The 12,749-nt window shown below is 41.8% G+C and carries 15 protein-coding genes; all 15 read left to right on the forward strand.

The annotated features are described in order from the left end of the window. Genes OW255_RS07080 through OW255_RS07150 form a run of 15 tightly spaced genes read left to right on the forward strand, consistent with a single transcriptional unit; the run spans nt 1 to nt 12,746 of the window. On the forward strand, nt 1–618 hold the full coding sequence (locus OW255_RS07080; protein WP_268116138.1) for a hypothetical protein: 618 nt from the start codon (nt 1–3) through the stop codon (nt 616–618). Continuing rightward, nucleotides 618–1,322 (forward strand): enoyl-CoA hydratase/isomerase family protein, encoded by a 705-nt coding sequence (locus OW255_RS07085; RefSeq protein WP_268116582.1) that lies wholly within the window; start codon nt 618–620, stop codon nt 1,320–1,322. The genes OW255_RS07080 and OW255_RS07085 overlap by 1 nt, the downstream gene beginning before the upstream one ends. A 17-nt stretch (nt 1,323–1,339) precedes the next feature. Then, nucleotides 1,340–2,452, forward strand: a complete 1,113-nt coding sequence (locus tag OW255_RS07090; RefSeq protein ID WP_024836622.1) for a 3-oxoacyl-ACP synthase III family protein — start codon at nt 1,340–1,342, stop codon at nt 2,450–2,452. 15 nt (nt 2,453–2,467) lie between these two features. After that, complete coding sequence (locus OW255_RS07095; RefSeq protein ID WP_268116139.1) at nt 2,468–3,865, forward strand: B12-binding domain-containing radical SAM protein; 1,398 nt, start codon at nt 2,468–2,470, stop codon at nt 3,863–3,865. Nucleotides 3,866–3,872: 7 nt separating this feature from the next. Next, entirely contained in the window at nt 3,873–4,979 is a 1,107-nt protein-coding gene (locus OW255_RS07100; RefSeq protein WP_268116140.1) for a 3-hydroxyacyl-CoA dehydrogenase family protein, read from the forward strand. A 9-nt stretch (nt 4,980–4,988) separates the two neighbouring features. Further along, nucleotides 4,989–6,215, forward strand: a complete 1,227-nt coding sequence (locus tag OW255_RS07105; protein ID WP_268116141.1) for a beta-ketoacyl-[acyl-carrier-protein] synthase family protein — start codon at nt 4,989–4,991, stop codon at nt 6,213–6,215. Nucleotides 6,216–6,217: 2 nt separating this feature from the next. Beyond that, the gene (gene rfbB, locus OW255_RS07110; RefSeq protein WP_268116142.1) at nt 6,218–7,219 is read left to right on the forward strand and encodes a dTDP-glucose 4,6-dehydratase; all 1,002 of its coding nucleotides are present in this window, start codon (nt 6,218–6,220) and stop codon (nt 7,217–7,219) included. 14 nt (nt 7,220–7,233) lie between these two features. Continuing rightward, nucleotides 7,234–7,476 carry a hypothetical protein gene (locus tag OW255_RS07115; protein WP_268116143.1) on the forward strand — a complete coding sequence of 81 codons (243 nt, stop codon included), beginning with the start codon at nt 7,234–7,236 and terminating at the stop codon, nt 7,474–7,476. Between the two features lie 5 nt (nt 7,477–7,481). Continuing rightward, nucleotides 7,482–8,180 (forward strand): 4'-phosphopantetheinyl transferase family protein, encoded by a 699-nt coding sequence (locus OW255_RS07120; RefSeq protein ID WP_024836616.1) that lies wholly within the window; start codon nt 7,482–7,484, stop codon nt 8,178–8,180. Beyond that, on the forward strand, nt 8,177–9,046 hold the full coding sequence (locus OW255_RS07125; RefSeq protein WP_268116145.1) for an NAD-dependent epimerase/dehydratase family protein: 870 nt from the start codon (nt 8,177–8,179) through the stop codon (nt 9,044–9,046). The genes OW255_RS07120 and OW255_RS07125 overlap by 4 nt, the downstream gene beginning before the upstream one ends. Beyond that, a complete protein-coding gene (locus OW255_RS07130) occupies nt 9,043–9,675 on the forward strand; it encodes a PIG-L deacetylase family protein (RefSeq protein WP_024836614.1) in 633 nt (210 codons plus the stop codon). Before OW255_RS07125 ends, OW255_RS07130 begins: the two co-directional genes overlap by 4 nt. A 27-nt stretch (nt 9,676–9,702) precedes the next feature. Then, nucleotides 9,703–9,861 carry a hypothetical protein gene (locus tag OW255_RS07135; protein ID WP_155857733.1) on the forward strand — a complete coding sequence of 53 codons (159 nt, stop codon included), beginning with the start codon at nt 9,703–9,705 and terminating at the stop codon, nt 9,859–9,861. Then, nucleotides 9,851–10,804 carry an ACP S-malonyltransferase gene (locus tag OW255_RS07140; protein WP_268116147.1) on the forward strand — a complete coding sequence of 318 codons (954 nt, stop codon included), beginning with the start codon at nt 9,851–9,853 and terminating at the stop codon, nt 10,802–10,804. Before OW255_RS07135 ends, OW255_RS07140 begins: the two co-directional genes overlap by 11 nt. A gap of 11 nt (nt 10,805–10,815) precedes the next feature. After that, complete coding sequence (gene moaA, locus OW255_RS07145; protein ID WP_268116148.1) at nt 10,816–11,796, forward strand: GTP 3',8-cyclase MoaA; 981 nt, start codon at nt 10,816–10,818, stop codon at nt 11,794–11,796. 56 nt (nt 11,797–11,852) lie between these two features. Continuing rightward, the gene (locus OW255_RS07150; protein ID WP_268116149.1) at nt 11,853–12,746 is read left to right on the forward strand and encodes an ABC transporter substrate-binding protein; all 894 of its coding nucleotides are present in this window, start codon (nt 11,853–11,855) and stop codon (nt 12,744–12,746) included. Nucleotides 12,747–12,749: the final 3 nt, after the last annotated feature.

Consider the following 12,749-nt stretch of genomic DNA (forward strand, 5'->3'; position numbering starts at 1 on the left):
ATGGATAACCATATGTTAATCTGCCAGATCAGGAACAAAAGGGATCTGGAACCATTTGTAAGCGGAGTGATTGAGACAGGAGAGCATAACATCATTATCCTGCACTTAAAAGAGGACTGCTTCAGTGACATATCGGGCAGTGATTTTCTAGAGATAAAAAAGGTTCTTTTTGATCCTTATATCATATCTGTTTTAGTCATTGATTGTGAGTTTTCCATGAGTCTTTGCGAAAAGCTGTATGTATTTGATTTGTGCTTTCTCTGTGAAAAGGGAGCTATGCGGTATGATCCAAAGCATTTGAGAGGTGTTCATTTTTTAAAGCTTCTATTCGCTCCCAAAGCTTCATTTGGTAAAGAAGCCCGGATTATGAATTGTGAAGAACTTATCAATCATGGATTTGCCAATACAATACTAAGGAACGAAAGCTTCTATAAAGAATTGGAAACAGAAATGTTAAACCTGACTCTGGAGCGGACGAAAGAGCAGCTTCATGGAATTAAAAGCTGTATGAATGCCTACAAAGATTGCTGCCTGTCAGGAACCATATTAACCACCGATCCTGAGACTGGTTATTTTTGTAAACTGGCACTTATAAAAACTGAGGAAGATACAAAGTGATGAGACATAAATTTGAGACGATTATTTACGAAGAATCGGAAGGAATTGCATATATCTGCATTAATATGCCTCCAGCCAATAAAATGCAGTCCCAGTTTCTGATAGAGATTTCAAAGGTCATAGAGGAATATGCTCTGACCACAAGTGCATCTGGAATCATAATATATGGAAGCGGAAGGCATTTTAGCTCTGGGGCAGATGTGGGAGAGCTGTTAGATTTTATCAGCTCTCATACCACAGTGGAAGATGAAGTGGTAACTCATTATCCAAAATGGTATGTGGATTGTAAAGAAAGCTTTAAAAAGCTGTTTCATATGGAGATTCCTGTGGTAAGTGCTATAGGAGGTTTCTGCATTGGATCTGGATTTGAGCTGGCGTTATCTTCCCATATAAGAATTTGTGAGTCAGGTGCCAGGCTTGGATTGCCGGAATCAACCTTTGGACTTCTTCCTGGGGTAAACGGAACTTTAAGGCTTTCGGAAGAAGCAGGTTTTTTTCATGCCTATGAAATGATTGTAAAGGGAAGTCTCATTGATTCCCAGGAAGCGGACAAGCTGGGAATGGTCGATCTTCTGGTACCGAGAAAAAGCTCGTTAGATTATGCAAGAAAGCTCATTGCTTTTATCAAGGAACATCGATGTGATTATAATTTTGCCAATCGGTTTCGTTTCTTGGATGGGTTTAAAGAATACTATTTTACTTAGAGAGGGGAGTCCATCCGATGGCTATCAATGTAAAATTATCCGGCGCAGGTACATACCTTCCGGGAAATCCCATTGATTTTGACCAAATCAATGATTATCTGGGAGAATTTAAGGAGGCGCCTAAAAAGATTAAAAACTGGGCAGGAAGAGTCCAGCCTATTATTAAAGAAATGCTTGGGATCAATCACTGCTACTATGCCTTTGACAATGAGACAAGGACATTTACCGACGACAACTTAACAATGTCTGTCAAAGCAGCTAAAAAGGCCATGGAGGAAGCTGGTGTTTTGGCAAAGGATATTGATCTCTTAATATACGGTGGTGCTTATTCCCACCAGATTCCGCCCATTACAACAAGAATACAGGAAGAACTGGGGATTGATATGTGCGGAGAAATTCACATTCATTCCAACTGTACCTCCATCTACAAAGCAATTAAGCTGGCCCACGTCATGCTGGCCTCAGGGGAATATAAAAATGCTCTTGTGATCTCCTCCAGTGTAGCAAGTTCCTGCTTTATTCCGGAATTTTATAATCAGACCCTGATTACCAAAGAAGACATCTTCCTGCGCTGGTATCTTTGTGATGGGGCAGGCGCCATGGTATTTACAGCGGCAAAGGATGAAAAGGAAGGGCTTTATCTGGAAGATACCTATTTTGAATCCACGGGAAGTAAGAAGCTCTCAGCCATGGGAAACAGCTATCCCTATCACTGGACCAATCCAAGGGAGGATTATGAGAACGGCTACCATCATATCCGTCAGATTTATTTAAATGAAATGAGGGATTATGCCATGGAAGAAAATGGGAAATCCATCTTCTACAATGCTCTGGTTCGTATGTTAAATGAAAAAAACATTGATTTAAAAGACTTAAAGCATTTTGTGGTAAATATGCCTTCAAAGTTTGTGAGAGAGCTGATTATCGAAGAATGTTTGGGCCTCGGGATCCGCAAAGACCAGTTTTACAGTGCCATCGAAGATGTTGGATATGCAGGACCTCCCGCTGCTCTAATTTCCATTGACAATCTGTTAAAGGAAGAAACCTATGAGAGCGGGGATCTTATTTTCAGCTTTGTCATGGAGGTAAGTAAATTCATGCAGGCAGGTTTTACACTAAGAAAAATATAAAGTGAGGAACAAGGAATGAAAATACTATTGGTAAATCCTCCCATTCCCAGAGTTTTCCGCATGTTTGATTTTGCTGATGACGCCGTAAGAAAATCTTTTGGGAGAAGAGTCATGGTGGGACCGCCTCTTGCTTTAAATGAGCTGGCGAGCATGGTACCTGACGATGAAGTGGTGATTCTGGATCAAAAAACAGAAGAAGATAATATTCCGGGATATGATTTTGCCCAGGTGTATGCAGAAGAATTAAAACGGTTTTCCCCTGATTTCGTGGGAGTTACCTGCATTACTGCCCAGTATAATTCCGTACTGAAAATCTTAAATATCACAAAGGAGTATGACAAGAGCATCTTAACCATGGTAGGTGGCATACACCCAACCCTCTGCCCAGATTCCTTTGCAGGCTCCAAGGCCGATCTTGTTACCGTTGGAATTGGAAAATACAGCTTTAAAAAGATGATAGAGATGTTTAAGGCAGATGGCTGGCTGGCCGATTTCAGTAGAATTCCAGGACTTGGGCTTAATAAAGGGACCAGCCTTTTCTATACCCAGTCCATTTGCAGTCTTAGCACCGAGGATATTAAGGAGCAGCATATTCTGGATACAGTTATGCCGAACCGGAAGCTGACAGATAAATATAATTATACCATTCGTCAGATGGGGAAGAAGATTCACTATATCAGCACTTCCCAGGGCTGCACCCACAAATGTAACTTTTGCAGCATATGGCAGACCACAGGCGGACGGTATTTTCATAAAGATGTGGAATGCATTATCCGGGAATTAAAGACAATGGATGAATATCCTATTATCCGTTTCTGCGATGCCAATACCTTCGGTGATATTAAAAAAGCCAGACTTTTATTTACCAGAATTATCGAGGAAGGATTAAACCATCATTATTATCTGGCAGATGTGCGGACGGATACAGTCATCAGGCATCCGGATATTATTGAGCTTGCCGTTAAAGCAGGACTTCGAATCACAATCTGTGGATTAGAAGCCACCAGCAATGAAGAACTGGAAGCTTATAATAAGCAAAACACCATCGAGAACATTTCCGGTGCCTTAAAGTTCTTAAACAGCCTTGGTATCTTAGTCAACGGCAACTACATAGTAAGACCGGAATACGTGGAATCAGACTTTGACCGGGTGGCACAGTTTGTAAGCGACAATCCCATCTATCATGCCGGATTTACGGTGCTGACTCCATTTCCTGGAACAGACCTTTATGAGACTATGAAAAAGGACATTATAAACCACAACCTGGATTACTACAATTTAACCAATGCAGTCGTGGAGACCGTGCTGCCGGAAGCGAAATTTTATGAGCAGGTTGGAAAATTATATAAAACCAGTAAAGTTGCGGGAGACGAATATCGCCTGAAATATGGAAGTGACCTGCTGGTAGAATAGGATAAGAATGACAATAGGAATTGTTGGATCAGGAAGAATGGGACAGGATCTTTTCTATTCCTTCATGGAGTATGATTGCCAAGTCATACTGGTATCCAGGAACCCGGAGCAAATAGAAAAGATCACGAAGAAAACCCGGAAGATATTAAAAAGAGACCCAGGGCTTATGGGAAAAGAAACTCCTATCATTACAGACAAGCTGGCTGACTTAGCTGGTTGTGATGTAATTATAGAGACTGTAATCGAAGATTTAGCTGTAAAGCAGGATATCTTTCAAAGCTTGGAAGGGATTGCGAAAAACACTTGTATTTTTGCAACTAATTCTTCTTCTCTTGACGTAACAGATGTATTTTATGGTGTAAAGGAAAAAGAGCGATGCCTGGGACTTCACTATTTTTATCCATTAAAATTAATTTCCACAGCAGAAGTAAATGCAGGCCCTGATACAAGTGAGGATACGGTAACGGAAATGGTTAAATTTCTTTTAGTGACTGGCAGAAAACCTTTGGTATTAAGAGGAGAAAACCGTCTGGTGCTATCAAAGCTTTTAATCTCACTGGCCGCATACGCCTATAAGCTATCTTTAGACGGAGAATTGTCCTTAAATGAGCTTGACCAGATTACAAAGCAGGTACTTTTATTTGGAATATTTGAAATGGTGGATTCCACCGGTTTTCCAGTTATTTCACAGTGTCTGACCAATCTGCCGGACAAACTCCATTCAACCCTTTATAAGCCTCTTCTTTTAGAAATTTCTGATCTCATGAAGCAGGGGAAAGAGGGAAGAAGGGGAGAGGGACTTTTATCCCTGGAAGATTCCCGTAAGAGAGATCCTGCATTTACTGGAAGCAGGGAAGAGTGTTATGAAAAATATGGGATAAGATTTCTTGCCTTTCTGCTGAATGAAATTGCGCGGTACATGGAAGACCCTCTCTTAGATAATAAGCAGGTTCAGGAGAGCGTAGAGGAAGTCTTAGGCCTGTCTGCTTCATTAAAAGCTCTTTATAAGGAATTAAAAGAGGAAAAGCTTTTAGAAACCTTAAATGCAGAATATAAAAAGTCATTGGATCCGTTGTTTCTTCCGGCAGATTTAAAGGTATATGGTGAACATTAGGGGGTATCCATGAAAGAAAAAAAGACCGTTATTACAGGTATGGGAATGATAAATGCTTTAGGAAATACCATGGAAGAAAGCTTTTGTAACATGATAAAGGGGGCTTCTGGAGTAAAGCAGATCACGCTGTTCGATCCGTCTGAATTAGAGACGCAGATCGGGGCTCAGGTAGATGACAGCTTTTTAGAAAAGGCAAAAGAGCTGATAAAAAAGAGAGAACGAGGCAAGATGACCCGCTTGACCCAGATGGCGTTGGTTGCGGCAGATGAGGCGGTCAAAGACAGTTTCATTGATTTTGAAGCCTGTGACAGAAGCCGGGTGGCCGTAATCTTGGGAATTGTAACCACTGCTTACGGTGATGTGGAAAAAGAACAATCAGAAAGTAACAGCATTGTGAAATCCATGCCCAATGCTCCCAGCGCCTGGATCTCCATCCGCTATGGGCTGAAAGGACCCAATTTTAATGTATCCACTGCCTGTGCTTCATCTGCCTATGCAATTGCACTGGGGCAGCAGCTGATTCAGTCAGGCCTTGCTGATGTGGTCATTACAGGGGGGGGCGATTCCCACATTCAAAAAGACTATATCAGGGGCTTTAATCAGATCATGACTCTTTCCGTAAGGAATGAAACGCCCAAAACGGCCTGCTGTCCGTTCTCCAAAAACCGGGATGGATTTGTAATGGGAGAAGGGGCTGGTATCATGATCTTAGAATCCGAGGAGCATGCAAAGAAACGGGGAGCCAGAATCTATGCAGAGGTAGGTGGCTGTGCCATTACAAGCGATGCAGGAGATATCACTGCACCGGAAGCAGATGGTGTGATGATGGCAAAGACCATGCAGCTTTCTATGGAACAGGCAGGAGTGAAGCCGGAAGATATTGATTATATCAACGCCCATGGCACCTCCACCTATTTAAATGATAAATACGAGACCATGGCAATTAAATCCTGCTTTGGACCCCATGCGGATAAGCTTTGCGTATCCTCAACCAAATCCATGATTGGTCATACCGTGGGGGCTTCCGGAGTTATCGAGGGAATTGTTACGGTTTTAACAATGGATAGGGGCATCATAACCCCCACCATTAATTATAAAGAGCCGGACCCGGAACTGGATTTGAATTACGTACCCAATGTTCCTATCCAAAAAGCGGTGAACGTGGCAATCTCTAACTCCTTCGGTTTTGGAGGCCATAATGCCAGCATATTATATAGAAAATACGAAGGAGAATGAAGATGAGAAAATATTTAGTTACTGGCGGTGCCGGATTTATCGGTTCAAACTTCGTGAAGTATTTATATGAGAAGGAAAAGGATATTCATGTGACTGTACTGGATAAGCTTACCTATTCCGGTAATATGGACAATCTGGCAGATGTCATAGACCGGGAAGATTTTGAGTTTGTAAAAGGAGATATCTGTGATTCCAATCTGGTAGAGACACTGATGGAGGGGATTCATGTAGTGGTCAATTTTGCAGCAGAGGTTGCGGTGGACCGCTCCATTGGAAACACACAGGACTTTTTAATGACGGATGTGATCGGGGTGTATGTACTCCTTGAGCATGCCTTAAAGAACCGGGAGACCCTTGAAAAGTTTATTCAGATCTCAACAGATGAGGTGTATGGACAGATTCAGGAGGGAAGTTTTTATGAGACCTCAGAATTAAAGCCAAGAAATCCCTATTCTGCCTCAAAGACAGGAGGAGATCGTCTGGCATACAGCTATTTTGCTACTTATGGACTTCCTGTCTGCATTACACGAGCTTCCAATACCTACGGACCCTTTGCATATCCGGAAAAGGTTATTCCCCTTTTTATCACCAATCTTTACGAAGGAATTCCGGTTCCCGTATTTGGTGACGGCAGTCAGATCAGAGACTGGCTTTATGTAAAAGATCATTGCAGCGGGATTTATCAGGTAATAAAAGAAGGCAGAAGTGGAGAAGTGTATAATGTAGGTGGTGCCCAGGAAGTCACAAATCTGGATCTGACAAAACGAATTCTGACTCTTATGGGAAAAGACGAATCCCTGATTCGCTATGTCAATGACAGACCGGGCCACGATCTTCGCTACAGCTTAAATACGGATAAACTAAGGGCTCTTGGCTGGCAGCCCCAATTTGATATCACTTCCGGGCTTTCAAAGACAGTGGATTGGTATGTCAATCATGTGGAGTATTGGAAAAAATTAAGAGATGGAATGGATCAGCGCTATTTCAAAGGTTTTTGGAATTAAGAGCAGGAGGCAGCATGAAAAATCTGATACTGTATGCTTCAAGAAATAATACCACAGAGGAAACGGTTTTAAGGATTAAGTCACATGCAATAGAACCCATTGATATCTATAAGATATCAGAGACCGGGGATATCTCCTCTCAGAGCTTTATTATAAAAATGATTTTAATTGAGATAGCAAATAAGAATCACTTTGATTCCAATAAGGCGGATACCCGTAAGGAAGAGGCTATTTCAGAACTGATAAAGCGGTTTTAGCCGGTATGTATGGACTTTTTACTCTGGTGGAACGTGGTGCGGTGGTTCTGATAAAGGAACATGTGTATCTGGCAGACTTAGACAGGTGCAGAAAAGTAAGTGAAATCCCTTTTGAAGCTTATTTATTAAAAGAAGAGAAAGAACAGTTAGATCAAATTACGATTCCAAGGTCAAGAAACAGGGCAATGCTCCGGCGTTCCCTGACCAGAATGATAATAAGCAGTTTTTTAAGCTGTTCCCCTGATACGCTCCGGTTTTGCAGAAATTCCTACGGAAAGCCCTATGTTTTAGAGCCTGTCACTGATTTGACATTCAATCTATCCCACAGCGAAAATTATCTTGTCCTGATTGCTGATAAGAACCGGGAGATAGGCATAGATATAGAAACAGCCCATTCCTTACAAAAAAGAAAGTATAAGAATCTGGAGGGGATTTATTCCGGGAAAGAGTTTGCCTCTTATGAGAGACTTTTGCCAGGAGAAAAGTATGAGATGTTTTGCAGAACCTGGGTCATGAAAGAAGCGATCACAAAGGCTCTCTCATTTGGTCTTACCGCTGATTTAGGTGAGATATCACTTCCGGTAGAAGAGGTTTCTTCAGACGCCATACAGTCTTTTGAATGTTACGGTAGAGTGTTAAAGATTCAATGGATCAAAAGAGAAGATTATCTGATTGCAATTGCATATGGGGAGGAAATTATATGAAAGTGCTGATCACAGGCGTCAATGGATTTGTGGGTGGGTATCTTTTTTCCAGACTCAAGACACTGGATCATAAAATCTATGGACTGGGAATGGAACCGTCTTCTCCTTATAACCTTGACGAATACTACTCGGTTGATATTACAAAGAAATTTCAGCTGAATCAGGAGTTTGATGCAATCATTCATCTGGCGGCACTAAACCGTACTACCATTGGTGCAGATATTGACAGTCATATCTTCCATCAGATCAATGTGGAAGGAACAAGAAATCTCATTGAGTCCTGCGGATTTTCTAAGTTTATTTATATTTCCACTGCTGCGGTTTATGCAAGGGATGATGAAGTTATCACAGAGGAATCTCCCATCGCTCCTATGGGAAATTACGCTAAGACAAAATATGAAGCAGAGCTTCTCTGCCAGAAGCTGATTCCCCATAAGAAGCTGATCATTCTTCGTCCTGTCAACATATCCGGAGCCGGACAAAGGAATATTGCGGCAGTTCCTCTGTTTTTTGAGCGGGCGTTGAATCACGAGGCTTTGGAGCTTTCTGTAGCTCCTTCTAAAACCATTCAGTTACTTGATGTAGATGATTTTGCAAAAGCCATCATTCAATGCCTTGAATGTTCCGGCAGTGGGATTTATAACCTGGCCCCAGAGGATTCTATGACCATGCTTCAGCTGGTTACTAAAATTCTTACTCTGTGCGGCTCCAAATCTTCGCTGATCTTAAAGGTAGATAAGGAGGAAGCGCCTTCCGTCATTTGTGCAGGAAAGGCTGGGCTTAAGATAAATTTTCAGGCATCAAAGTCCATGAATCAAATACTGGAAAATTATTATGAATCACGAAAGAGAGGAACGAAAGGATGAAAGTACTGGTCATAGCATCCCATATTGATGATGAAGTGTTAGGATGCGGAGGAACCATTAAAAAGCATACAAAAGCAGGAGACCAGGTCTATGTGGTATTTATCAGTTCTAAAGATTCCAAGCGCTTTGATGAGGCGATTATGAACACAAGAAAAGCTCATGCAAAAAAAGCTGCAGATGTGCTGGGAATACAGGCGATATTTTTCGCAGACCATCCCCTCATCATGTTAGATACCATTCCGCAGCTTGATATCGTAACATCTCTGGAGCGCATTATCTATGAAATAAAGCCGGAAGTTCTGTACTGTCATTATGATGCTGATATGAATTCAGACCACCGTATTGTTTCTCAGGCAGCCATGGTCTGGTGCCGTCCGTCAAAAACTCCCTTTTTAAAGAAAGTATTGTTTTATGAAATATTTGCTTCCACCCAAAAGTTTAATCCCAATTACTATGTAGATATCAGTCACGAGATAGAGGATAAGCTGGAGGCTCTTTCTGTTTATTCCACAGAAAACAATGCCCAGACAAGAACCCTGGATACCAGCAGACTGGTGGCAGGATATCGGGGAGCGGAAGTCAATACGGCCTATGCGGAAGCATTTTATTTATACCGGGAAATAGGATAGAGGAACCACTTTTAATTGGAGAGGAGTGTGGAAGTGTTGTTAAAAGGAATCAAACTGTTATCAATGTGTATCACAGCTATTATTTTATCTTCCGTCAGCTGGTTTCTATGGGACAAGCGGACCAATAAGATCTATTTTAAGACCAAACGGAATCATAAAGATATAGGAGACACTTATGGAACGTAACCTTTTAAAGAAAACCAGTATGGCAATGATGTTTGCAGGAATCGGTACGGATTATCGAAAGGCAATTCAAAAGCTTCCAGGAGAGGAAAGAGAAAAAATCCGTCAGCTTTCCGCCTTATTAAAAGACAGATATGAGCTTGATATTGATTCCTACTTAGATGGTAATCCTCTGGATACCGTAAACAATTTTTATAACTGGCTATCCATCTACACCTGTGACTATGTGATCTACCAGTGGTATGCCTCTCAGGGCGTGGTGCCGGACTATCTCATCGGATACAGTATGGGGCTCATAACAGCACTGGCCTGCAGTCATGCCATTTCATTTGAAGATGGGGCTTTTTTGCTATATGAAATCAATCAAAAGGAAAGTAAAAAAGAAGGTATGGCTACCATCATCGGGTTTGAGAAGGAGGCACTTTTTCAGATCATAAAGGATAGCCATTGTGAGGATAGGGTATTTATAGCCTGCGAAAATAATCCCTATTGTTTTGGAATCTCAGGATATGAAAGTGCGATCCGGTCTGTTTGTGAGATGGCAGCAGAAAGAGGTGCTCTTAATATCTATGCCATTGATTCTAAATTTGCATTCCATACTCCTCTTTACCATACAAAGGAGAGAGATTTATCCGTCAGTGTAGAAAAAATCAAAATGGTTGATTCTGCCATTCCCGTGATATCCAGTATTGATCAGAGCATTCGATGGACAGCGAAAGATCTTTCGGAGGAATTGATACGGAATATGTATAGCACCATGAAATGGGGTAAATCAATTTCCCTTCTCTCTCAGTCAGGTACCAAACGTTTTATTGAGGTGGGATTGGGAAAGGGATTGACGAAAATATCAAGATCCATGGAAGATACCTGCCGGTTTGATACCTTTGATACGGTAAGTAAAGACATTGCCAGTTATGCCACTGTTTTAGTATCGGTGCAAGCTTAAAAGGATAAGAAATGATAGATCAATTCAAAAGAGACATCAATTACATAAGAATATCAGTCACAGACAGGTGTAACCTCGCCTGCGTATACTGTATGCCAAAAGACGGTGCTGTCTTTCTTCCAAAGAGCGAGATATTGACTTTTGAAGAAATCATCAGGCTATGCCGCTGCTTTGCCCGATTGGGAATTAAGCATGTGAAGATTACAGGCGGGGAACCACTCGTCAGTAAGGATATCATTTCCCTGGTGGGAGAGATGAAACGGTTGGAAGGAATCAGCCGTGTTACCCTGACTACCAATGGAGCACTATTAATGGAGCACCTTCCCGGCCTTATTGAAGCAGGATTAGACGGGGTAAATATCAGTCTTGACACCTTAACCTCAGACCGATACAAGGAAATTACTAGAAGAGATTGCTTTCATCAGGTGTACTCTGCCATAGAAGAAGCGGTTAAGTACAACGAATTACAGGTTAAGATCAACTGTGTTCCCATGGCTGATACATCAAAAGAAGATATAAAAGGCCTTGCGGGACTTGCCAGAAGAAATCGGTTAAGTGTAAGGTTTATCGAGATGATGCCCATAGGATTAGGTAGGAATTATACCTTCTGTAAAGAAGAGGAGCTTCGCGCCCTGATCACTCACACCTACGGAGAGATGACTCCCATTTCTTCTGCAAAAGGGGGCGGCCCAGCCAATTACTATTCCTTACCAGGATTTGTTGGTTCCATCGGGTTTATCAGTGCCATGTCTCATAAATTCTGTAACGAATGCAACCGGATTCGACTGACCGCGGACGGGTATTTAAAGACCTGCCTTCAATATGAAAAAGGCTGGGATTTAAAATCCATATTAAGACGAGAAACCAGTGATGTTACCTTAGAACGGGCCATTGCACTTGGTATTTATGGAAAGCCGGATGGACACAGCTTTCATACTCCCCAGTACCCGGAGTACTATGAGCAGGAGTATATGTCCCAGATTGGCGGATAAGGAAAAGGAAGTCTCAAAGCAATTAATAATTATAAAAGGATAGGATGGAACAAACGATGAAAGATGTACGAATGATATTATTAAGTCTTATGGCATGTATCTTATTAATGGGATGCAACACTGTCAAAACCTCAGAAACAACAGCGCAGACCCAGCCTGTAACAACCACTGCAGCAGGTAAGAGTAATGAGGCAGTCCCGGTAAAAGGTAAAATTATCCTATCCACGACCACAAGTACCCAGGACTCCGGGCTTTTAGATGTGATTCTTCCTGATTTTACAAAAAAGACAGGCTGGGAAGTGGATACTGTAGCGGTTGGCACCGGGGAAGCATTAAAAATGGGAGAAAGCGGTGAGGCAGATGTTCTTCTTGTTCATGCCAAGGCCAAAGAAGAGGAATTCATCAAAGCTGGGTATGGTGTAAAACGATACGATGTCATGTATAATGATTTTGTGGTGGTAGGACGAACTGGAAAGATAGAGCCTAATGAAGACGTTAAGACAACGTTCCAGGCTATTTTCGACAATCAGTATCCCTTTGTTTCCAGAGGAGATGATTCGGGTACCAATACAAAAGAGCTTTCTATTTGGAAATCCTTAAATCTTACACCCGATCAGAATCCCAATTATCTAAGCTCTGGTCAGGGAATGGGAGCGACGCTTCTCATGGCAGATGAAAAAGGTGCCTATACCTTATCTGACCGTGCCACCTGGCTGACTACCAAAGAGAAAACTTCCATGGATATCATCTGTGAAAAGGATACCCAGCTTCTTAATTATTATGGAGTCATTGCGGTAAATCCTAAGCAGAATTCCAAGATCAATGAGGAGGGAGCAAAGGATTTTGTAGACTGGATTCTGTCGGAAGATACCCAAAAGCTCATTGGAAGCTATGGAATGGATGAATATGGACAGTCCTTATTTACTCCCAATGCAGGGGCCAATGAGTAAAGG

The organism is Lacrimispora xylanolytica (assembly GCF_026723765.1).
In the GTDB taxonomy this organism is placed as follows: Bacteria; Bacillota; Clostridia; order Lachnospirales; family Lachnospiraceae; genus Lacrimispora; species Lacrimispora xylanolytica.

Excerpts from the sequence above, each read along its gene's own strand:
- OW255_RS07140 (WP_268116147.1), top strand. The coding sequence starts at position 9,851 with ATGGAACGTAACCTTTTAAAGAAAACCAGTATGGCAATGATGTTTGCA.
- OW255_RS07100 (WP_268116140.1), top strand. The coding sequence starts at position 3,873 with ATGACAATAGGAATTGTTGGATCAGGAAGAATGGGACAGGATCTTTTC.
- OW255_RS07095 (WP_268116139.1), top strand. The coding sequence starts at position 2,468 with ATGAAAATACTATTGGTAAATCCTCCCATTCCCAGAGTTTTCCGCATG.
- OW255_RS07130 (WP_024836614.1), top strand. The coding sequence starts at position 9,043 with ATGAAAGTACTGGTCATAGCATCCCATATTGATGATGAAGTGTTAGGA.
- OW255_RS07085 (WP_268116582.1), top strand. The coding sequence starts at position 618 with ATGAGACATAAATTTGAGACGATTATTTACGAAGAATCGGAAGGAATT.
- OW255_RS07115 (WP_268116143.1), top strand. The coding sequence starts at position 7,234 with ATGAAAAATCTGATACTGTATGCTTCAAGAAATAATACCACAGAGGAA.
- OW255_RS07080 (WP_268116138.1), top strand. The coding sequence starts at position 1 with ATGGATAACCATATGTTAATCTGCCAGATCAGGAACAAAAGGGATCTG.
- OW255_RS07120 (WP_024836616.1), top strand. The coding sequence starts at position 7,482 with ATGTATGGACTTTTTACTCTGGTGGAACGTGGTGCGGTGGTTCTGATA.
- OW255_RS07125 (WP_268116145.1), top strand. The coding sequence starts at position 8,177 with ATGAAAGTGCTGATCACAGGCGTCAATGGATTTGTGGGTGGGTATCTT.
- moaA (WP_268116148.1), top strand. The coding sequence starts at position 10,816 with ATGATAGATCAATTCAAAAGAGACATCAATTACATAAGAATATCAGTC.
- OW255_RS07150 (WP_268116149.1), top strand. The coding sequence starts at position 11,853 with ATGAAAGATGTACGAATGATATTATTAAGTCTTATGGCATGTATCTTA.
- OW255_RS07105 (WP_268116141.1), top strand. The coding sequence starts at position 4,989 with ATGAAAGAAAAAAAGACCGTTATTACAGGTATGGGAATGATAAATGCT.
- rfbB (WP_268116142.1), top strand. The coding sequence starts at position 6,218 with ATGAGAAAATATTTAGTTACTGGCGGTGCCGGATTTATCGGTTCAAAC.
- OW255_RS07090 (WP_024836622.1), top strand. The coding sequence starts at position 1,340 with ATGGCTATCAATGTAAAATTATCCGGCGCAGGTACATACCTTCCGGGA.